At 60.3% G+C, this 19,843-nt stretch carries 19 protein-coding genes; 17 read left to right on the top strand and 2 right to left on the bottom strand.

The window, feature by feature from the left end:
- The first annotated feature begins 91 nt into the window (after positions 1 to 91).
- Both BMY55_RS10190 and BMY55_RS10185 read left to right on the top strand, forming a co-directional pair.
- A complete protein-coding gene (locus BMY55_RS10190; RefSeq protein WP_091430412.1) occupies positions 92 to 622 on the top strand; it encodes a TadE/TadG family type IV pilus assembly protein in 531 nt (176 codons plus the stop codon).
- Between the two features lie 8 nt (positions 623 to 630).
- Complete coding sequence (locus BMY55_RS10185; protein WP_143064323.1) at positions 631 to 1,281, top strand: TadE/TadG family type IV pilus assembly protein; 651 nt, start codon at positions 631 to 633, stop codon at positions 1,279 to 1,281.
- On the opposite strand, the gene BMY55_RS10180 is transcribed toward BMY55_RS10185, so the two are convergent.
- Positions 1,271 to 2,464 (bottom strand): exonuclease/endonuclease/phosphatase family protein, encoded by a 1,194-nt coding sequence (locus BMY55_RS10180; protein WP_091430407.1) that lies wholly within the window; start codon positions 2,462 to 2,464, stop codon positions 1,271 to 1,273. The genes BMY55_RS10185 and BMY55_RS10180 overlap by 11 nt on opposite strands.
- A 178-nt stretch (positions 2,465 to 2,642) precedes the next feature.
- Between BMY55_RS10180 and BMY55_RS10175 the strand changes: the two genes are divergently transcribed.
- Entirely contained in the window at positions 2,643 to 3,554 is a 912-nt protein-coding gene (locus tag BMY55_RS10175; protein ID WP_091430405.1) for a pirin family protein, read from the top strand.
- 3 nt (positions 3,555 to 3,557) lie between these two features.
- On the opposite strand, the gene kynU is transcribed toward BMY55_RS10175, so the two are convergent.
- Positions 3,558 to 4,760 carry a kynureninase gene (gene kynU, locus BMY55_RS10170; protein WP_091430403.1) on the bottom strand — a complete coding sequence of 401 codons (1,203 nt, stop codon included), beginning with the start codon at positions 4,758 to 4,760 and terminating at the stop codon, positions 3,558 to 3,560.
- Positions 4,761 to 4,874: 114 nt separating this feature from the next.
- On the opposite strand from kynU, the gene BMY55_RS10165 reads away from it, so the two are divergent.
- The 14 genes from BMY55_RS10165 to ftsA all read left to right on the top strand — a co-directional run bounded on the left by BMY55_RS10165 (position 4,875) and on the right by ftsA (position 19,662).
- Positions 4,875 to 5,360: a methyltransferase family protein gene (locus tag BMY55_RS10165; protein ID WP_245744709.1), complete on the top strand. Its 486-nt coding sequence runs from the start codon at positions 4,875 to 4,877 to the stop codon at positions 5,358 to 5,360.
- Positions 5,361 to 5,539: 179 nt separating this feature from the next.
- The gene (locus BMY55_RS10160) at positions 5,540 to 7,111 is read left to right on the top strand and encodes a Re/Si-specific NAD(P)(+) transhydrogenase subunit alpha (RefSeq protein WP_091430401.1); all 1,572 of its coding nucleotides are present in this window, start codon (positions 5,540 to 5,542) and stop codon (positions 7,109 to 7,111) included.
- Positions 7,112 to 7,124: 13 nt separating this feature from the next.
- A complete protein-coding gene (locus BMY55_RS10155) occupies positions 7,125 to 8,558 on the top strand; it encodes an NAD(P)(+) transhydrogenase (Re/Si-specific) subunit beta (RefSeq protein WP_091430399.1) in 1,434 nt (477 codons plus the stop codon).
- 137 nt (positions 8,559 to 8,695) lie between these two features.
- A complete protein-coding gene (locus BMY55_RS10150; RefSeq protein WP_091430397.1) occupies positions 8,696 to 9,622 on the top strand; it encodes a DMT family transporter in 927 nt (308 codons plus the stop codon).
- A 180-nt stretch (positions 9,623 to 9,802) separates the two neighbouring features.
- Entirely contained in the window at positions 9,803 to 10,972 is a 1,170-nt protein-coding gene (gene ftsW, locus BMY55_RS10145) for a putative lipid II flippase FtsW (protein ID WP_091430394.1), read from the top strand.
- Positions 10,969 to 12,075: an undecaprenyldiphospho-muramoylpentapeptide beta-N-acetylglucosaminyltransferase gene (murG, locus tag BMY55_RS10140; RefSeq protein WP_091430392.1), complete on the top strand. Its 1,107-nt coding sequence runs from the start codon at positions 10,969 to 10,971 to the stop codon at positions 12,073 to 12,075. Before ftsW ends, murG begins: the two co-directional genes overlap by 4 nt.
- A 48-nt stretch (positions 12,076 to 12,123) precedes the next feature.
- Positions 12,124 to 13,521 (top strand): UDP-N-acetylmuramate--L-alanine ligase, encoded by a 1,398-nt coding sequence (gene murC, locus BMY55_RS10135; protein WP_091430390.1) that lies wholly within the window; start codon positions 12,124 to 12,126, stop codon positions 13,519 to 13,521.
- 105 nt (positions 13,522 to 13,626) lie between these two features.
- Positions 13,627 to 14,823: an APC family permease gene (locus tag BMY55_RS10130; protein WP_091430388.1), complete on the top strand. Its 1,197-nt coding sequence runs from the start codon at positions 13,627 to 13,629 to the stop codon at positions 14,821 to 14,823.
- Positions 14,820 to 15,059: a DUF2484 family protein gene (locus tag BMY55_RS10125; RefSeq protein ID WP_091430386.1), complete on the top strand. Its 240-nt coding sequence runs from the start codon at positions 14,820 to 14,822 to the stop codon at positions 15,057 to 15,059. Before BMY55_RS10130 ends, BMY55_RS10125 begins: the two co-directional genes overlap by 4 nt.
- Positions 15,056 to 15,301, top strand: a complete 246-nt coding sequence (locus BMY55_RS10120; RefSeq protein ID WP_091430384.1) for a DUF2484 family protein — start codon at positions 15,056 to 15,058, stop codon at positions 15,299 to 15,301. The genes BMY55_RS10125 and BMY55_RS10120 overlap by 4 nt, the downstream gene beginning before the upstream one ends.
- 1 nt (position 15,302) lies before the next feature.
- The gene (gene murB / locus BMY55_RS10115; protein WP_091430382.1) at positions 15,303 to 16,235 is read left to right on the top strand and encodes a UDP-N-acetylmuramate dehydrogenase; all 933 of its coding nucleotides are present in this window, start codon (positions 15,303 to 15,305) and stop codon (positions 16,233 to 16,235) included.
- A gap of 231 nt (positions 16,236 to 16,466) precedes the next feature.
- Complete coding sequence (locus tag BMY55_RS10110) at positions 16,467 to 17,381, top strand: D-alanine--D-alanine ligase (protein WP_091430380.1); 915 nt, start codon at positions 16,467 to 16,469, stop codon at positions 17,379 to 17,381.
- Positions 17,369 to 18,331: a cell division protein FtsQ/DivIB gene (locus tag BMY55_RS10105; protein WP_245744708.1), complete on the top strand. Its 963-nt coding sequence runs from the start codon at positions 17,369 to 17,371 to the stop codon at positions 18,329 to 18,331. Before BMY55_RS10110 ends, BMY55_RS10105 begins: the two co-directional genes overlap by 13 nt.
- A complete protein-coding gene (gene ftsA / locus BMY55_RS10100; protein WP_091430378.1) occupies positions 18,328 to 19,662 on the top strand; it encodes a cell division protein FtsA in 1,335 nt (444 codons plus the stop codon). Before BMY55_RS10105 ends, ftsA begins: the two co-directional genes overlap by 4 nt.
- The last annotated feature ends 181 nt before the right edge of the window (positions 19,663 to 19,843 follow it).

The raw sequence follows: 19,843 nt of genomic DNA, 5'->3' as shown, positions 1-19,843 counted from the left end.
GCAGGGCCGTGCGTGTGAAGTGCGGCCCAAAACAACCACGTGTTTTCTTTTGCGCCCGGATCGTGGCGAAACGTAGAACGGAATGTAACGAATGAAACAGGTATTGCAGGCATATTGGCGGCGGCTGCGCGCGTCCGATGGCAGCTCGACCGTCGAATTCGTGATCTGGTTCCCCTTGTTCATGACCTTGTTCCTGACATCGTTCGAGCTGAGCTTTTACGGGATGCGCTCCATGATGCTGGAACGCGCGCTGGATTTGAATGTGCGCGATTTACGGCTGGGTATCAGCCGCCCTGCCAATCTTGCCGATCTGAAAAAGGCGATTTGCCAAGACACGATCCTGTTCAGGAACTGCGAAGAAGAGATATCGGTCGATCTGCGACTGGTTGATCAAGGCAGTTGGTCCCTGCCGACGGGACCAATCCCCTGCGTCGATCGCGCCGAGAATATCAAACCCCTGACCAGCTATTCACCCGGTGGTGGGGGCGATTTGATGCTGGTGCGTGCCTGTCTTATCCGTGATCCGTTCTTTGCAACGACGCCGTATGTTATGGGCTTGCCGCGAGACCCGTCGGGTGGGGTGTCGATTGTCGCGGTGTCAACCTTTGTGAACGAACCATAGGGATGAGCATGACAAACACATTCCTTGATAAAATGCGTTCTGCCGCGGGTCGGCGTCTATCCCTGTTTGCCCGGACCGAGCGCGGCACGGTGACAGTCGAAAGCGTCATCATTTTGCCGCTGCTTCTGTTCGGCCTGCAAGCGTTGCACACCTATTTCGATGCTTATCGCCATCAAAGCCTTGCGCTGAAAGCGAACTATGCGATCTCGGATTATTTGTCCCGAATTGATAAATATGACCGCACCATATTGGAAGGGCTGGACGAACTGTTTGAATATATGTCGCGTTCGAAAGAAGAAAGCTGGGTGCGTGTGACGGTCGTGAAATGTGAACTCACTTCTGCGGAATGCAATGACGCGATCCCGCGTAAGCTGACCCTGGACCCTGGCGATTCTCAGGCCAGTTATAACAGCGGTATCACAGGCCATACGCAAGCAACGATGCGACAGTATCTGGGACCACATATTCCCAAGATGTATGATGGTGAAGAACTGATCGTTGTGGAAACCGTCGCGAAATATGAACCGCCATTTGCCGGGTTCTGGACCGGGATATATCCGCGCAACACAGAACATGTGGTCGTCACAAGCCCGCGCGAGTATCAGACACTCTGTTATGATACGGCGGCGAACCCGTGCCCGGTACCTGTCACACCGTAAACCGGTGCTGCCCCGCGTTCGGTCGGGGCAGTCTGACCCAGATCGGCATATGGTCTGACAGGTCGTGCGCAAACCGCGCGTAATCGGGGGTTCCATCGGGCAAAAGACCGGGGCCGGCATCCATGAACAATTGTGTGAAATCAAACATGCCATAATCGAACTGATCCGGGCCAAGCGTGCCCGCCAGGGCGTTATGACGCCCACGTGGCAGGCGCGTGTCGTCGGCAAGCCACGCGATATGGTCATAAGTCTGGGTGCGTCGGGCGTTGGTGTTGAACGCGCCATCAAGGAACGGGAAGTTCACCTTGGCATCCAGCCGCCGTTTCGCGTTGATCCCGGTGACGTAGTTTTCGATTCCCAAACGCCTGTCTTCGTTTGAACTGTCAAAATCCAGGTTCAGATCGCCCATGATCATGATGATCTTGCCGCGTTCGCTGACCGTCTTGCGGCTGTCATGCAGCAACCACTCCAGCAGGGCGAAGAACTCCTGCTCGCGCTCGGTCTTCTTGCCAGAAACCAGATGCGCGTTGACCGCATAGATTTCATACTGCCCATCCGGTCCGTCGATCCGAAATTCGACCAGATAAGGGCTGCGGATAAACTGCACGAATTTGGAAAACTGCGACCCCATGAGGCGCGTGGTGTTTTGAACCCAGGTCATCAACTGCTCCAGATAGCCGGGGTCGTCCTGACCCGGCACGCTGGTATCAAAGGACGCTTTCAGCGCCTCGTTCATGTTCGCGGCGATCGCCGTGCGGTCATAGGACAGGTCCGAGGCCAGATGACCGAGCCGGACGCGGTCATGACGAAACAGATAGGCAAAGCGTTCCGACATACCCTTATAGCCGGGACTGCGCCCGGTCACGTCGCTGTAAATTACGCCATAGTTGGGGTTAAGCGCGGCGACCAGTGCGTCCAGTGCGCCGGTATCGTCTTGTTGTTCCTGTATCGAAAGCAGGTCGGCCTGTGCGGCGATCCGTTCAATCATCCGTGTTGCGCCGGGGCTTTTCTTTGGCCCGTCGCGATCTGCCACCGCGCCAAATTTGCGGATGTTCCATGACATCAGGATGACCGACCCGTCGCGCCTCTCTGGCAGGCCATAGGCTTCGGGGTCTTGGGCAAGGGCCGCGTCCAGATGCGCCTCGATCTCAAGCCATTCGACGTCGGAGAATTTTTGGGCCATCGTTGCCTCAATCGATACAGTAATTCTGCAAGCATAGCACGAATGGACTGCGCGCGCTTCCCCACGCGCGAATTGTGCAATAATGCGCGACCACTGTTAAACTGCGCGCAATTGTAGAATGAACGGGTCGTCCCTAGATAAAAGCAAACGCCACATGACCTTCTGAAAGGGGGATACCATGTCCATTCGTCCCGTTTTGTCGGCCACCCAGTCGAAACCCACGCTGGAAGGCGCGGGTGTTCACCTGCATCGTGCCTTTGGCTTTCACGAGCCGGAAGCCTATGACCCATTCCTGTTGTTTGACGATTTCCGCAACGACGATCCGCGTCTGTCCGAAAAGGGCTTTCCCTGGCATCCGCACCGGGGGATCGAAACGATCACCTATGTTCTGGCCGGTGAGGTCGAGCACGAGGACAGCCTTGGCAACGCAGGGCGTCTTGGCGCGGGCGATATTCAGTGGATGACCGCAGGGTCGGGGATCATGCATCAGGAAATGCCGCACGCAAACACCAAGGGGCAGATGCACGGGTTCCAGCTTTGGGCCAACCTGCCGCGCGATCTGAAGATGACCGCGCCGAAGTATCAGGACGTGCCATCGGTCGAAATTCCGGTGATCGAGGAAGACGACGGCACCAAGGTGCGCGTGGTCGTGGGGGATTTCTGGGGCAAGTCCGGTCCCGTTGATGGGATTGCCGCCGATCCGCTTTATCTGGATGTGAGCGTCCCGGCGGGCATAACCAAGACCTTCCCGATCGACACGCGTCGCCAGGCATTTGCCTATGTGTTCGAAGGGGCCGGTGCCTTCACGGATGCTGCTGCGCCGCAGGGTGTGCTGTTGGAAAAAGAGGTCATGGGGCAGGAGGTCAACATTCGCGACCTGTCGGGCAACCGCACCGTGGTGCGCTTTGGTGCGGGTGACGACGTGCGCGTGCAGGCCGGACCCGAAGGCGTTCGGTTCTTGCTGGTCGCCGGTGCGCCGATCCGCGAGCCCGTGGCGTGGCACGGTCCCATCGTGATGAACACCAAAGACGAACTGCGGCAGGCGATGGCCGATCTGCGCAACGGGACGTTCATTCAGCCTGCGCACTGACGCTCAGGTCACGGCGGCCCGGGTGTGATACTCGGGCCGGTCCCATTGGCGGGTCGCCATGATGTCTGACAGCGTGGCCACGGCCCGGTCGACATCCCCGTTGTCAATATAAAGCGGCGTGAAGCCGAAGCGTATGATGTCCGGGGCGCGGAAATCTCCGATCACGCTGCGCGCGATCAGCGCCTGCATGGCGGCATAGCCATGTTCAAATCGAAAACTCACCTGTGAGCCGCGCATCGCGGCCTCGCGTGGGCTGGCAAGGGTCAGGTCAGGGCAACTGGCCTCGACCCCCTCAATGAACCGCTCGCACAGCGCAACCGACTGGGCGCGCAGGGCGTCCATGTCCACCTGATCCCAGATATCCAACGCTGCCTCCAGTGCCGCCATTTGCAGAACCGGCGGTGTGCCGACGCGCATCCGCTCGATGCCGGGGCCGGGGCGATAGTCAGGGTCGAAGGCAAAGGGCGCGTCGTGACCCAGCCATCCTGACAGCGCGGGCTGCACCCGATCGGCAAGGCGTGGTGCCACATGGATGAACGCGGGCGCGCCGGGGCCGCCATTGAGGTATTTATAGGTGCAGCCAACAGCGAAATCCGCATCCGCGCCCGCCACATCGACCGGGAAAGCACCGGCCGAATGGGCCAGATCCCAGATCACCAGCGCGCCGACCTTGTGTGCCGCCTTGATCAGCGCGGCCATGTCGTGTCGCCGCCCGGTGCGGTAATCCACTTCGGTCAACATCAGAACGGCAAGGTCGTCACCGATCGATGTGATGCGGTCGCCAACGTCTTCCGGGGCAGGGGTTTCGATCCGGTGTCCTTGATCCAGCGACCGCACCAGCCCCTCGGCCATATAGAGATCGGTGGGGAAATTGCCGCTGTCCGACAGGATCACGCGGCGACCGGGTCGCAGTGTCAACGCCGAGGCCAGCGCCTGATAGACCTTGATCGACAGGGTGTCGCCCACCACCGTCGTGCCCGGCGCGGCCCCGATCAACCGACCGATCCGGTCGCCCAGGGCGCGCGGCTGCGCCATCCAGCCGGCCTTGTTCCACCCGGTGATCAGCAACTCGCCCCATTCATCGCGCAGGCAGGACACCACCCGATCCCGCGCGGCAACCGGCAGAGGACCAAGCGAGTTGCCGTCCAGATAGGTCACGCCATCTGGCAGGGTAAAAAGCCGTTTGGTGGCGCTGAAATCGGTCATGTGATGCTCCGGTCGCGGTTCGGTGGCAGAGTATGGGTTTCCTTGCTGACGGCAAGGTCATATCCGTGCAATCGGCGTTGCACATCACACCCGATCCATTACAACTTTCGCAACATGAAACGACCGGAAGGCGGCACCCCTATGACACAATTCACCCGTTGGCTTGATATGCCGCCGGTCTGGCTGTTGACGATGATCGCGCTGGCCTATGGGTTGGACCGGGTTGTGCCGGGGTTGGGCTTCGGGCTGGGCGTGACCTTTGGGCTTGGCAACCTGCTGATTGTGCTTGGGCTTGGTCTGCTGGGTGTCGCGATGTGGGAATTCAGGCGTGCCCGCACCACTGTCATCCCGGGTGAGCAGCCGACGGTTCTGTTAAAGCGTGGCATCTACCGCTGGACGCGAAATCCGATCTATCTGGGCGATGCGATGATCCTGACAGGTCTTATACTTAGGTGGGACGTGCTGCCAGCCCTTCTGTTGGTGCCCGTATTCACCACCATCATCACCAAGCGGTTCATTTTATGGGAAGAAGCGACGCTTTCGGCCAAATTCGGCCCCGCATTCAGCGATTGGGCGGGACAGGTGCGTCGTTGGATATGATTGCCCCGCTGCACAGCAGCATTGCCCTGTGAAGGGGAGTCGCGTATTGAAACATTATTGTCGCAATGCGCTCCGTAACGATAGCATCTTGCGCCTGAGCCGCGTATAGGATGCGCAGGAAACCGCCGGGGCCGAGGGATTGACCCTCGTTCGGCAGACGACGGGAGAAGGAAGAGACTGTGAAGATCGGTGTACCCAAAGAAGTTTACGAGGGCGAGAACCGGGTCGCAATGACCCCGGAAAGCGCTCAGATGCTGCAAAAGCTGGGCTATGAATGCGTGATCGAGACCAAGGCAGGTAACGCTGCGGGCTTCTCGGACGCGGCTTACAAAGAGGCTGGCGTCGAGGTCGTAAAGACCGCCGCCGCGCTTTGGAAAGCGGCAGATATCATCGCCAAGGTGCGCCCGCCAAATGACGCTGAACTGAAGCGGCTGTCGGCGGACAAGACGCTGATCAGTTTCTTCAATCCGGGCGGCAACGAAGCGGGCATGGAAAAGGCCAAGGCGTCGGGCGCGAACGTCATCGCCATGGAGATGGTGCCGCGGATTTCGCGCGCGCAGAAGATGGACGCGCTGTCGTCGATGGCCAATATCGCGGGCTACCGTGCGGTGATCGAAGCGGGTAACAATTTCGGTCGTTTCTTCACCGGTCAGGTGACGGCGGCAGGTAAAGTGCCGCCCGCCAAGGTTCTGGTGGTCGGTGCCGGCGTGGCGGGTCTGGCCGCCATTGGCACCTCGACCTCTCTGGGTGCGATCACCTATGCGTTCGACGTGCGCCCGGAAGTGGCCGAGCAGGTTGAAAGTATGGGTGCCGAATTCGTCTATCTGGATTTCGAGGAAGACCAGCAGGACGGGGCTGCCACGGGTGGTTACGCCTCTGTCTCAAGCCCCGAATTCCGCGAAGCCCAACTTGCCAAGTTCCGTGAGTTGGCGCCAGAAGTGGACATCGTGATCACCACCGCGCTGATCCCCAACCGCGAAGCACCCGAGTTGTGGACCGAGGACATGGTGAAAGCCATGAAGCCGGGCAGTGTCATCGTGGACCTTGCGGCCGAGAAGGGCGGCAACTGCAAACTGACGGTCCCGGATGAGAAGATCGTGACCGACAATGGCGTGACCATCATCGGCTATACCGATTTCCCGTCGCGTATGGCATCGCAAGCGTCGTCGCTTTATGCCAATAACATTCGCCACATGATGTCTGACCTGACGCCTGAAAAGGACGGCAAGATCAATCACAACATGGAAGATGACGTCATCCGCGGCGCGACTGTGACCCATCAGGGCGAGATCACATTCCCACCACCACCCCCGAAAGTGCCGGCCATTGCGGCCAAACCGAAAGCGGTGGTGCCGGAACTGACCCCGGAAGAAAAACGCGCCGCCGAGGTTGCCGCATTCAAAGCACAAACCAAACAACAATTCACCCTCCTGGGTGTCGGTGGCGCGCTGATGCTGCTTGCGGGTCTGTATACTCCCGCCAGTTTCATGCAGCACTTCATCGTCTTCGTCCTGGCGGTGTTCGTGGGATTTCAGGTGATCTGGAATGTCTCGCATTCGCTCCACACGCCGTTGATGGCTGTGACCAACGCGATTTCGTCGATCATCATACTTGGTGCGCTGATGCAAATCGGGTCGGGATCGTTCCTGGTTATCTTGTTGGCGGCTCTGTCGATCTTCATGGCCGGGATCAACATCTTCGGTGGCTTCCTCGTAACACGGCGCATGCTTGCCATGTTCCAGAAATCTTAAGGGGGTAGGGATCATGGATTTTGGTTTCACCACGGCCGCATATGTTGTTGCGGCAGTTCTGTTCATCCTCTCTCTTGGCGGTCTGTCGGGACAGGAAAGCGCGAAACGCGCTGTTTGGTATGGCATTGTCGGCATGGCGCTGGCGGTGTTCGCCACGCTGGTCGGCCCCGGATCGGGCCTGTGGTTGCTGTCGATCGTTCTGATCGCGGGTGGCGGTGTCATCGGCACCTATGTCGCCCAGCGGGTCCAGATGACCGAAATGCCGCAACTGGTCGCCGCGATGCATTCGCTGGTCGGTCTGGCAGCGGTGTTCGTGGGCTACAACGCCCATATCGAACTGGGCAATGTGCTGGCGATGAGTGACGAGGCTCGTCAGGGACTTCAGGGCTTCGCGGCCCTGCTGGCGCATAAGACACCGGTTGAGCAGAACATCCTGCGTGTTGAGCTGTTCCTGGGTGTCTTCATCGGTGCCGTGACCTTCACCGGGTCGGTCATTGCCTATGGAAAACTCGCGGGCAAAGTCAGCTCGGCGGCGGAAAAGCTGCCCGGTGGCCATGCGCTGAACGCCGGTGCCGCGATCCTGTCGTTGATCTGTCTGATCTGGTATTTCAACACCGGTGGCTTCCTGCCGCTGTTCGTGATGACATTGGCGGCGTTCTTCATCGGCTATCACCTGATCATGGGCATCGGCGGTGCTGACATGCCGGTCGTTGTGTCGATGCTGAACAGCTATTCCGGCTGGGCCGCGGCGGCGATTGGTTTCTCGCTTGGCAATGACCTTCTGATCGTTGTCGGTGCTCTGGTTGGCTCGTCCGGTGCGATCCTGTCCTATATCATGTGCAAGGCGATGAACCGGTCGTTCATCAGTGTGATCCTGGGCGGCTTCGGCGGCTCGTCTGGTCCTGCCATGGAAATCGAAGGCGAACAGATCGCCATCGACGCCGATGGTGTGGCGGCAGCGCTTGAGGACGCCGACAGCGTGGTCATCATCCCGGGCTACGGCATGGCTGTGGCGCAAGCCCAGCAGAACGTGGCCGAACTGACCCGCCGTTTGCGCGCCAAGGGCAAGAATGTGCGCTTCGCCATTCACCCCGTCGCGGGTCGTCTGCCGGGTCACATGAACGTGCTGCTGGCCGAGGCCAAAGTGCCTTACGATATCGTGCTGGAAATGGACGAGATCAACGACGACTTCCCCGATACGGATGTCGCCATCGTCATCGGCTCGAACGACATCGTGAATCCGGCGGCACAGGAAGATCCCAACAGCCCCATCGCGGGTATGCCGGTGCTGGAATGCTGGAAAGCAAAACAGGTCTTCGTGTCGAAACGTGGGCAGGGCACCGGCTATTCGGGCATCGAGAACCCGTTGTTCTTCAAGGAAAACACGCGCATGTTCTATGGTGACGCGAAACAGTCGCTGGACACGTTGCTGACACTGATCAACTAGGTGAACCGGAAACCAAGTCAAACGCCCCCGCAGGTCGGGGGCGTTTTTCGTCTCAACGGTTCCAAGGCGTTGTGAATTGCGCAGACGCGCGCAATTTCTTGACTTCCAACGGCGCGGCACGTGGGCTACGCAAAGGGATGAACCCTTCGCGTGGCATAGCTCTGAAACTCGGATCGGTCGCCTTCTTTATCTCGCTTCAGACGATGGTGAAAGCGGTCACGGTCCATGTGCCTGTGGGCGAGGCGGTGTTTTTCCGCTCGCTTTTTGCGCTGCCGGTGATCCTTGGCTGGTTGGCGTATGAGGGGCGGTTGCACTCTGCCCTTCGCACCAAGAATCCATGGGGGCATATCAGCAGGGGCACGATCGGTGTGCTGGCAATGACGCTCAGCTTCGCGGCTCTTGGTTATCTTCCACTACCCGAAGTCACCGCCATATTCTATGCGGCTCCGATTATCACTGTGGCCCTTGCGGCGATCTTTCTGGGCGAACAGGTGCGCATGGTGCGTATCGGGGCAGTGCTGGCGGGGCTGGCTGGCGTGCTGGTGATCCTCTGGCCGCGTCTCGAAGGCTTTGGAGGGACGGGAGAAGATGATGCACTTCGGGCCTTCGGTGCCGTTCTGGCGCTTGTTGCGGCCTGCTGCATGGCAGTGGCGAAGATCCTGGTGCGCAAGCTGGTGGGGATTGATCCGCCCTCAACTGTTGTCATCTATGCGTCGTTGACAGCTGTATGCCTGTCTGCCCTGACGATGCCTTTTGGCTGGGTCTGGCCTACCAGGTGGGAGTTCGCACTTTTGCTGGGGGCCGGGCTGTTTGGTGGGGTTGGTCAGTTGATGTTGACCACGGCCTATACGCATGCAGATGCCTCGACCATCGCGCCGTTTGATTATTCGTCGATGTTGTTTGCGCTCGCCTTCGGTTACATCTTCTTCAGCGAGTTGCCGACGCTGCAAACGCTGCTTGGCGCAGGAGTCGTCGTTTTCGCAGGTCTGGTGATCATCTGGCGTGAAAGCCAATTGGGTCGAGATCGGTCCAAGTCGCGCGCTGTCGGCCCACCGGGCAGCTGATTGCCCATCGCACAGTGTATGGGCGCGAATTCTCTGGAAAAGTGGCGAAAACCCCGCTAATCTTCGCGCAACGACCCGCATAAGATGGGCGAATGAGGATCAATGGCAGATATAACCCGAACTACCGGGGCCTGCCGTTGGTAGATACGAGCGGTACAGACAAGTGGCAGGCATTTTCTCATGACAGAGATGGTATATGGCGCGGTTCCCGCGCGTGACGGCGACCCCATTCTTCCCCGGTGGTGGCGCACAATCGACAAATGGTCGGTATCGTGCATTCTGATCCTGTTCGGGATCGGCATTTTGCTTGGGCTGGCTGCGTCGCCTCCTCTGGCGGAACGCAACGGTTTGGCAAATTTTTACTATGTTGAACGTCAGTTGGTCTTTGGCGTGATGGCATTGATCACTCTGTTTGCCACCACGCTGATGAGCCCCCAAATGGTTCGCCGCCTTGGTGTGCTGGGATTTCTGGTCGCTTTGGTGGCGGTCATGCTGTTGCCGGTTCTGGGCACGGATTACGGCAAAGGTGCCGTGCGATGGTATTCGCTGGGCTTTGCCTCGGTTCAGCCGTCCGAGTTTCTGAAACCCGGTTTTGTTGTGGTCGCTGCATGGCTGATGGCCGCCAGTCAGGAAATTAGCGGCCCACCCGGGCGGTCGATGTCACTGGCGCTGGTTCTGGTGATCGTCGGTTTCCTCGCGCTGCAACCGGATTTTGGACAGGCCGCTCTGGTGCTGTTTGGCTGGGGCGTGATGTATTTCCTGGCCGGTGCGCCGATCCTGTTTCTGGCCGCGGCCGCAGGTGTGGTCGTTCTGGGCGGGATGTTCGCCTATAGCAACTCCGAGCACTTCGCGCGCCGCATTGACGGGTTTCTGACCCCTGACGTGGATCCCACCACCCAGCTTGGCTATGCCACCAACGCCATCCGCGAAGGTGGGTTTTTCGGCGTGGGTGTGGGTGAAGGGCAGGTAAAATGGTCGCTGCCGGACGCGCATACCGATTTCATCATTGCCGTTGCCGCCGAGGAATATGGCCTGATCCTGGTCCTGATCATCATCGCGCTTTACGCCACCATCGTCGTGCGCAGCTTTCTGCGCCTGATCCGCGAACGCGACACGTTCACGCGATTGGCGGGCTCGGGACTGGCGGCGATGTTCGGTATTCAGGCGTTGATCAATATGGGGGTGGCCGTGCGGCTGCTGCCCGCCAAGGGAATGACCTTGCCGTTCGTCAGCTATGGTGGATCGTCCCTGATCGCGGGAGGGATCACACTTGGTATGCTTTTGGCCTTTACCCGCTCCCGACCACAAGGCCGGATGCAGGACGTATTCGCAAACAGGAAGGGGCGATGAACGAGCCCAAACCTCTTCTTGTCATCGCCGCAGGCGGCACCGGTGGCCACATGTTTCCTGCGCAGGCAGTGGCAGAGGCGATGTTACGCAAGGGCTGGCGGGTGAAACTGTCAACCGATGCGCGCGGCGCGCGCTATACCGGCGGCTTTCCCCATGTGGTCGAGATCGAAGAAGTGTCCTCGGCGACCTTCGCGCGCGGGGGCGTGTTGGCCAAGGCTATGGTGCCCGTCCGTATCGGTGCGGGCATCATGGGGGCGATCCTGCAAATGCGCCGCGACCGACCCAAAGCGGTTGTCGGGTTCGGGGGGTATCCCACCATTCCGGCATTGGCCGCGGCCAAGGTATTGAACCTGCCACGGATGATCCATGAACAGAACGGCGTGTTGGGACGGGTGAACAGGATTTTTGCGACCCGTGTGAACGCTGTTGCCTGTGGCACCTGGCCCACCGCGCTGCCGGACGGTGCGAACCCTTTCTACACTGGCAACCCGGTTCGGGCAGAGGTGCTGGCCCGCGAAACTTCGGGCTATATTGCGCCTGGCGATTATCCGATGTCGATCCTGGTCATCGGCGGATCGCAAGGTGCGCGCGCCTTGTCGGACACGGTGCCGCCCGCGATTGCCGCTTTGCCGACGGAACTGTTGAAGCATATCTCGGTCAGCCATCAGGCCCGCGATGAGGATATGGCGCGCGTCAGCGCCTATTACACCGAACATGGCATCCGCGCGGATGTGCAGCCCTTTTTCAACGACATCCCGCGCCGCATGTCCGAGGCCCAACTGGTGATCAGCCGGGCGGGCGCGTCGTCGGTGGCGGATATCTCGGTCATCGGTCGCCCCTCGATCCTTGTGCCCTATCCGCACGCGACGGACGACCATCAAACGGCAAATGCGCGTGGGCTGGTGGAAGCTGGCGCGGCGATCTTGATCCCTGAAAGCCGGTTGGATGTGGACACGCTGTCCGAACAGATCAGAACGGTTCTGGACAATCCCGAAGGCGCCATGCGAATGTCGCGCGCCGCGCAGGGGCAGGCCCGGCCTGACGCGACTGAAGCCTTGGTGGAACTGGTCGAACACTTGACGGGCGTTGTCCCGACATCCTGATCCAGCGTGGCTGGTCCTGGACTATCGCATGAGCAGAAAGGCAACCGCATGAACGCAGCAGCGACCAAACTTCCCACCGAAATGGGGATGATCCATTTTGTCGGGATCGGCGGGATCGGGATGTCCGGTATCGCCGAAGTCTTGCTGAACCATGGCTATCGTGTGCAGGGGTCGGATCTGAAAACTTCGAAAATCACCGACCGTCTTGCCGATCTGGGTGCTGAAATCTTCGTGGGCCAGCGGGCCGAGAACCTGGCGAATGTCGAGGTCGTTGTGATCTCGTCCGCGATCAAGCCGGGCAACCCGGAACTGGATGCGGCGCGGGCGCGCGGCCTGCCGGTGGTGCGCCGGGCCGAGATGCTGGCCGAACTGATGCGGCTGAAATCCAACATTGCGGTCGCGGGCACACATGGGAAAACCACCACGACCACGATGGTGGCGGAACTTCTGGTCAAGGGCGGGATCGACCCGACTGTGATCAATGGCGGAATCATTCACGCCTATGGCTCGAACGCACGGATGGGGCAGGGCGAATGGATGGTGGTCGAGGCCGATGAAAGCGACGGCACCTTTAACCGCTTGCCCGCTACCATTGCCATCGTCACCAATATCGACCCCGAGCATATGGAACATTGGGGCGATTTCGACACGCTGCGACAGGGTTTCCTCGACTTCGTGTCCAACATTCCATTCTACGGGCTGGCCGTATGCTGCACTGACCACCCCGAAGTGCAGGCGCTGGTGGGCAAGATCACCGACCGCCGCGTCGTGACTTACGGCTTCAATGCGCAGGCTGATGTGCGGGCGGTCAATCTGACCTACAAAGGCGGCGTCGCGCATTTCGATATCGAACTGCACAATGAAGGCACAAGAATCGACGGCTGCACCCTGCCGATGCCAGGGGACCACAATGTCTCGAACGCGCTGTCGGCGGTGGCAGTGGCCCGCCATCTGGGCATGAAGCGCGACGAAATCCGCGCAGCGCTGGAAGACTTCGGCGGTGTGAACCGGCGTTTCACCCGCGTGGGCGAGGTCAATGGTGTCACCATCATTGACGATTACGGCCACCACCCGGTGGAAATCGCCGCTGTCCTGAAGGCTGCGCGCCATGCCACCGAGGGTCGCGTGATCGCCGTGCATCAGCCGCACCGTTACTCGCGCCTGCATGGTTTGTTTGAAGATTTCTGTGCCTGTTTTAACGAAGCCGACGTTGTGGGCATCGCCGATGTTTATGCCGCGGGCGAAGACCCGATCGAAGGGGCCAGCCGGGACGACCTGGTCGCAGGGCTTGTTCGCCACGGTCATCGCCACGCCCTTGCGATCCCGGACGAAGACGCCCTGACTGCGCTTGTCAAAGACCATGCCAGGTCCGGCGACATGGTGGTGTGTCTTGGGGCTGGCACAATCTCGACCTGGGCCAACAACCTGCCGAAGCGGTTGGGTTGAGGTCTTTCGTCGCAACAGACGTCGCACCGTCTGTCTTTCGGGTGGCAGAGGTGCACATTTGACGAAACACGCGCGGACAAGCGCCGTTTGATAGAAGATGGGTACATGGAACCAGCCCCGTTAAAACGCAATCTCGGCCTTGGCCTTCTGACCATGTATGGTATCGGCGTCATGGTCGGCGCGGGCATCTACGTGCTTGTGGGTGCCGTCGCAGCCGAGGCAGGCATCTGGGCGCCAATGGCTTTCGTTCTGGCCGGGATCGTCGCCGCCCCGTCAGCCCTGTCATATGCCGAACTCAGTTCGCGCATCCCCGAAGCCTCGGGCGAGGCGGCTTATGTCGAGAAAGGGCTGAACAGCCACTTGCTGGCGGTGTTGATCGGTCTGGCCATCGTGCTTGCGGGCACGGTGTCAGCCGCGGCAGTCCTGCGGGGCGGGGTCGGCTATCTGCTGTCACTGATCGACATTCCCGCAACTTGGGCGATCATCGGGTTTGGCGTTGCCCTGACCCTTGTCGCTGTGGCAGGAGTTCTGGAAAGCCTTGCCCTTGTGGCCCTGTTTACCATCATCGAGGTGTTGGGTCTGGCCACCGTGATCTGGGCCGGGTTCACCGCCCCGCCAGTGGCCGAGTTTACCGATCTGCCATCTATCTATTGGCCCGGCGTGGCAGGTGCCGCCGCTCTTGCCTTCTTTGCATTTATCGGGTTCGAGGACATGGTGAACATGGCCGAAGAAGCCCGCGACCCCACCCGCACCGTGCCAAGAGCAATCTTGATTGCGCTGGTTGTGACGACTGCGCTTTACGCAATGGTCTCGCTGGCGGCGATCAGGGCCGTTCCGGTGGACGAACTGGCTGGCTCTGACCGACCCTTGGTTCTGGTCTGGGAGGCCGCGTTTCTAATGTCCCCGGCCATGCTGGGTGCCATCGCGGTTGTCGCCGCGTTAAACGGTGTGCTGGCGCAGATCATCATGGCTGCACGGGTTCTGTTTGGATTGGGACGGCGGGAAAAGCGGCTGTCGATCTTTTATCGCGCGCATCCCCGGTTCGGCACGCCCGTGCTGGCGACGGTGCTTTTGGGTCTCGGCGTGGTGGCAGCGGCGCTGGCATTGCCTGTCTCGGACCTGGCGGAAGTCACCTCGACCGTCCTTCTGATCGTGTTCGCGGTCGTAAATGTCGCCCTGATTGCGTTGAAACGCAAAGACCCCAAAGCGCCGTTTCGCACCGCAAACTGGGTGCCGTGGCTGGGTCTGATCGCGGCGCTGCTGGCGCTTGGGGCTTCATTCCTGACCTCGGGTGCTGGATGAGCGCGCCGCTGATCGCCGCCGCCCTGTGGGTGATTGCCGCCACCGCTGTAGCGTTTCTGCCCATGCGACGTCAGTTTGTGCCAGGTCTGGTGCTTCTGGTGGCCGCGCCGTTCTTGATCCTTTGGATCGGGGCTAACCATGGCTGGCTGTGGGCCGGGCTTGGTCTTGCGGCCTTCCTTTCGATGTTTCGTCGACCCCTTTGGTATCTGACTCGCAAGGCGTCGGGGCGGGTATGACGCTGTCGCTGATCCTTGCCTGTTTCTGGGCCGTCCTTGCGCAGGTCATCGCGCTGTTTCCATCGCGGGATCATCATTGGCGCGTGGCTTACGTCTTGATCGCCATGGGCATTCCGCTATTGGGTTACGTGGTTTATCAAAACGGGCCGCTGGTTGGTGGGCTGGTCATGATCGCAGCAATGTCCATACTGCGCTGGCCAGTGATTTACCTGATCCGCTGGCTGCGCAAGATACGAGGTTGAAGTGACCCATCCAAGCAAGATCGAAACGCGCGGGGCGCTGGTGTCTGACAAGGACTTGTCCACCCTGACTTGGCTGCGCGTGGGCGGCCCCGCCGACTGGTTCTTCATGCCTGCCGATGACAGTGATCTGGCGCAGTTTCTGGCCGCGCTTGACCCGGATGTGCCGGTTTTTCCGATGGGGGTCGGGTCGAACCTGATCGTGCGCGACGGCGGTATTCGTGGCGTGGTGATCCGGTTGGGGCGAAGCTTCAACCGGATTGCGGTTGATGGCAACCGCGTCACCGCTGGCGTCGCCGCACTGGACGCCCATGTGGCGCGCAAAGCTGCGGACGCGGGTGTCGACCTGACCTTTCTGCGCACAATTCCGGGTGCCATCGGTGGCGCGGTTCGGATGAACGCCGGGTGCTATGGCTCTTATGTCGCTGATGTTTTCGTCGAAGCGCAGGCCATCACGCGATCAGGCGAGCGGGTGACACTGACTGCTGACGACCTCAATTTTCAATACCGCCAGACCGATCTTCCGGACGGTTGCGTGATCACCAGCGCAACATTTGAAGGCCCGATGGGCGATCCTGCCCGGCTTGTCGCCCGGATGGAGGCGCAACTGGCCAAGCGCGACGAGACCCAACCCACCAAGGACCGCACCGCCGGATCGACCTTCCGCAACCCGGTCGGTTTCAGTTCGACCGGGCGCGCCGATGACAGTCACGAGTTGAAGGCGTGGAAGGTGATCGAGGCCGCGGGGATGCGCGGCGCGACCCTTGGCGGGGCGCAGATGAACCCGATGCACGCCAATTTTCTGACAAACACCGGCGACGCCAGTGCCGCAGAACTTGAAGGATTAGGCGAAGAGGTCAGAAAAAAGGTTTACGAACACAGTGGCATAGAGCTAGTATGGGAAATCATGCGCGTGGGTGAATTGGCAGATAAATAAGCCAACGTATGCGCGCAGATACCGGGGTCGGGCAGGCCCTTCAGATCCGGTCGAAATGAACCGGCGACAAGGGGCAAACGCCCTTGCAAACAAGGGGCATAAAGCCCTGAGCAAAGGGGCGGTACAGCCTCCGATAAAGATAAACGCCGCGCGCAAAGTGCGGATAGGCGCCGGAAACGGCTGGGCAGTTGGTCGCGTTCTCGCGATCAAGGACGAGGCAAAAGAGCAGGCATGTCGGGCAAGACAGTCTCGAAAGTTGTGGTTCTTCTGGGCGGCCATTCGGCTGAACGGGAGGTCTCGCTGAGTTCCGGGCGCGAATGCGTTGCGGCACTGAAGGGCGAGGGCTATGACGTGGTCGCGATTGACGCCGGTTCCGATCTTTCCGAGCGTTTGCGCGCAGAGGCCCCCGACGTGGTGTTCAACGCATTACACGGCCGCTGGGGCGAAGATGGCTGTGTGCAGGGTCTGCTTGAGTGGCTGCAAATCCCCTATACCCATTCCGGCGTGTTGGCGTCCTCGCTTGCGATGGACAAGGAGCGCGCGAAGGACGCATTCCGCGTCGCTGGTCTACCGGTTGTCGATAGCGTGCTGGCGCCCGCCCACGAGGTGCGCGCACGTCATGTGATGGAGCCGCCTTATGTGGTGAAGCCGTATAACGAGGGCAGCTCGGTCGGTATCTACATTGTTCAGGACGGGGCGAACACGCCCCCACAACTTGCCCCGACCATGCCCGAAACGGTGATGGTAGAAACCTATGCGCCGGGGCGCGAAATGACGACCACTGTCATGGGGGATCGGGCGCTTGGCGTGACCGACATTCTGACCGATGGCTGGTATGACTATGACGCGAAATATGCCGAAGGTGGGTCGCGCCACATCATGCCCGCCGACATCCCTGCTGACATCGAAGCCGCCTGTCTGGATTACGCCTTGCGCGCCCACGCGGTGTTGGGCTGCCGCGGTGTCAGCCGCACGGATTTCCGTTGGGACGAGGCGCGCGGTTTGGACGGATTGATCCTGCTTGAGACAAACACGCAGCCGGGCATGACGCCCACATCTCTGGCCCCTGAACAAGCGGCGCATCACGGGATCACTTTCGGACAATTCTGCGCATGGATGGTGGAGGACGCCTCATGCGATCGTTGATGCGAAAATCACGCCCTTCGGGCCCGTATCATTCCGTTGCCGCGCCACGCCCGACGGGTTCAAATGGCACCGCGCGAGGGGGCGAGACCCTTCATCGTGATCCGGCACCGTCACGCATGGCCTATAAGGTGCATCGGCTCTGGCTGACCCCGGCGTTTCGGTCATTCCTGCGGGTCGGGCTTCCCGTCTTTGCCGTGCTTTTGACGGTCGGATGGTATTTCTCAATCCCCGACAATCGCGAAGCCCTTGCTGAAAAATACACCCAGATACAGAGGTCTGTGCAGGAGCGGCCTGAATTTATGGTCAAACTGATGGCGGTCGAAGGTGCGACACCGGTGGTTGCCGACGCGGTGCGGCAAATGCTACCGGTCGACTTCCCCATTTCCAGCTTTGATCTGGATCTGGAAGCGATGCGACAGGAAATCACCCAGTTGGACGTGGTTGAAAAGGCCGATCTGCGGGTGCGGCCTGGCGGGGTGTTGGAAGTCGCCATCACCGAACGCCAGCCGGTCATCATCTGGCGCCACGACGGCATCCTTGATCTGCTGGATCGCACCGGCCACCGCGTCGCAAGCCTGTTGGCGCGCGATGGTCGGTCGGACCTGCCGCTGATTGCCGGTGTCGGGGCTGACAAGGCTGTAAAAGAAGCCCTGGACCTGATCGAGACGGCGCATCCGTTTGGCCCGCAATTGCGCGGCCTCGTTCGAGTGGGCGAACGCCGCTGGGACGTGGTGCTGGCCACCAAGCAGCGCATCCTGTTGCCGGAAAACGACCCCGTCGCAGCCCTGGAGCAAGTGATCGCGCTGGATCAGGCGCAAGAGGTGATGGCGCGCGATTTGACCGTAGTTGACATGAGAAATCCCCTGAGACCGACGCTTCGATTGGGCGAGCCTGCCGTCGAAGAATTGCGCCGCATTCGTGCGATTGAGTTTGGAGTAGAAGACCAATGACCGATATTTACAGCCAGCAGCGCGCCATGCGCTCGATGCGCGAAGCCGCCATGCAGCGAGGTGTGATCGCAATTCTGGATATCGGCAGCTCGAAGATCGCCTGTCTGATCCTGCGCTTCGACGGGCCGGACCAGTTTCGGGAAAGCGATGGGGTGGGCAGCCTGGCCGGGCAAAGCGCGTTTCGTATCATCGGGGCGGCGACCACGCGGTCACGCGGCGTGCGCTTCGGCGAGATTGATGCGATGCAGGAAACCGAACGCGCCATTCGCACCGCCATCCAGGCCGCGCAGAAAATGGCAAACATCCGTGTTGACCACGTGATTGCATGTTTCTCGGGTGCAAACCCGCGCAGCTATGGGCTGGATGGTGTCGTGGAGCTGAACGACTCGGCCGTGACGGAAGATGACGTCGCGCGGGTGCTGGCTGCGTGCGACATGCCGGATATCGGCGACGGGCGCGAAGTGTTGCACGCCCAGCCGGTCAATTTCGCGCTGGATCACCGGTCGGGACTGAGCGACCCGCGCGGGCAGATCGGCAACCGGCTTGCGGTGGACATGCATGTTCTGACCGTCGATTCAGCGGTCATTCAGAACCTGCTCTATTGCATCAAACGTTGCGATCTTGAACTGGCGGGGCTGGCCAGCTCGGCCTATGTGTCCGGCATTTCCGCCTTGGTGGAAGACGAACAGGAGCTGGGCGCGGCCTGTATCGATTTGGGTGGTGGTTCAACTGGTCTGTCCATCTTCATGAAAAAGCACATGATTTATTCTGACAGTGTGCGATTGGGCGGGGATCACGTGACCTCGGACATCTCGAAGGGGCTTCAAGTGCCCTTGTCGACGGCGGAACGCATCAAGACTTTCTATGGCGGCGTCGTTGCCACCGGCATGGATGATCGCGAGATGATCGAGATCGGCGGCGACACGGGTGATTGGGAACATGACCGCCGCACCGTCAGCCGGGCCGAACTGATCGGCATCATGCGACCGAGGGTCGAGGAAATCCTGGAGGAGGTCCGGGCCTGTCTTGATGCGTCTGGGTTTGAGCATTTGCGCAGCCAGCAGATCGTGCTGACCGGCGGCGGCAGCCAAATTCCCGGATTGGACGGGCTCGCCCCGAAAATTCTGGGCCAGCAAGTGCGGATCGGTCGGCCTTTGCGCGTGCAGGGTTTGCCACAGGCCGCCACGGGGGCTGGGTTTGCCTCGTCCGTCGGGCTGTGCCTGTTCGCCGCTCACCCGCAGGACGAATGGTGGGATTTCGACATTCCTGCGGAAAGCTACCCCGCCCGCAGCCTGCGGCGCGCCTTCCGGTGGTTCAAAGACAATTGGTGAATGGGTCGTCCGGGCAGCAACATGCGGTGGCTTCGGCGAAATCCTGCTGAAATCTTCGATAATCCCTCAATATTTTGCGGCTTTCCGACCCTTTAGGGCGTGACGGAAGGCTGTTTTATGGGTTAACATGGACCAAATGAGGCAGTAACCGGCGATTCAGTCGGAATTAAAAGACCATATT

Source organism: Aliiroseovarius sediminilitoris (assembly GCF_900109955.1).
GTDB classification, from domain to species: Bacteria; Pseudomonadota; Alphaproteobacteria; order Rhodobacterales; family Rhodobacteraceae; genus Aliiroseovarius; species Aliiroseovarius sediminilitoris.
This window is presented reverse-complemented; position numbering and strand designations above follow the sequence as displayed.

What these genes read in the sequence shown, in the direction of transcription:
- BMY55_RS10190 (WP_091430412.1), top strand. Translation starts at nt 92, where the DNA reads ATGAAACAGGTATTGCAGGCATATTGGCGGCGGCTGCGCGCGTCCGAT.
- BMY55_RS10185 (WP_143064323.1), top strand. Translation starts at nt 631, where the DNA reads ATGACAAACACATTCCTTGATAAAATGCGTTCTGCCGCGGGTCGGCGT.
- BMY55_RS10180 (WP_091430407.1), bottom strand. Translation starts at nt 2,464, where the DNA reads ATGGCCCAAAAATTCTCCGACGTCGAATGGCTTGAGATCGAGGCGCAT.
- BMY55_RS10175 (WP_091430405.1), top strand. Translation starts at nt 2,643, where the DNA reads ATGTCCATTCGTCCCGTTTTGTCGGCCACCCAGTCGAAACCCACGCTG.
- kynU (WP_091430403.1), bottom strand. Translation starts at nt 4,760, where the DNA reads ATGACCGATTTCAGCGCCACCAAACGGCTTTTTACCCTGCCAGATGGC.
- BMY55_RS10165 (WP_245744709.1), top strand. Translation starts at nt 4,875, where the DNA reads ATGAAACGACCGGAAGGCGGCACCCCTATGACACAATTCACCCGTTGG.
- BMY55_RS10155 (WP_091430399.1), top strand. Translation starts at nt 7,125, where the DNA reads ATGGATTTTGGTTTCACCACGGCCGCATATGTTGTTGCGGCAGTTCTG.
- BMY55_RS10150 (WP_091430397.1), top strand. Translation starts at nt 8,696, where the DNA reads ATGAACCCTTCGCGTGGCATAGCTCTGAAACTCGGATCGGTCGCCTTC.
- ftsW (WP_091430394.1), top strand. Translation starts at nt 9,803, where the DNA reads ATGACAGAGATGGTATATGGCGCGGTTCCCGCGCGTGACGGCGACCCC.
- murG (WP_091430392.1), top strand. Translation starts at nt 10,969, where the DNA reads ATGAACGAGCCCAAACCTCTTCTTGTCATCGCCGCAGGCGGCACCGGT.
- murC (WP_091430390.1), top strand. Translation starts at nt 12,124, where the DNA reads ATGAACGCAGCAGCGACCAAACTTCCCACCGAAATGGGGATGATCCAT.
- BMY55_RS10130 (WP_091430388.1), top strand. Translation starts at nt 13,627, where the DNA reads ATGGAACCAGCCCCGTTAAAACGCAATCTCGGCCTTGGCCTTCTGACC.
- BMY55_RS10125 (WP_091430386.1), top strand. Translation starts at nt 14,820, where the DNA reads ATGAGCGCGCCGCTGATCGCCGCCGCCCTGTGGGTGATTGCCGCCACC.
- BMY55_RS10120 (WP_091430384.1), top strand. Translation starts at nt 15,056, where the DNA reads ATGACGCTGTCGCTGATCCTTGCCTGTTTCTGGGCCGTCCTTGCGCAG.
- BMY55_RS10110 (WP_091430380.1), top strand. Translation starts at nt 16,467, where the DNA reads ATGTCGGGCAAGACAGTCTCGAAAGTTGTGGTTCTTCTGGGCGGCCAT.
- BMY55_RS10105 (WP_245744708.1), top strand. Translation starts at nt 17,369, where the DNA reads ATGCGATCGTTGATGCGAAAATCACGCCCTTCGGGCCCGTATCATTCC.
- ftsA (WP_091430378.1), top strand. Translation starts at nt 18,328, where the DNA reads ATGACCGATATTTACAGCCAGCAGCGCGCCATGCGCTCGATGCGCGAA.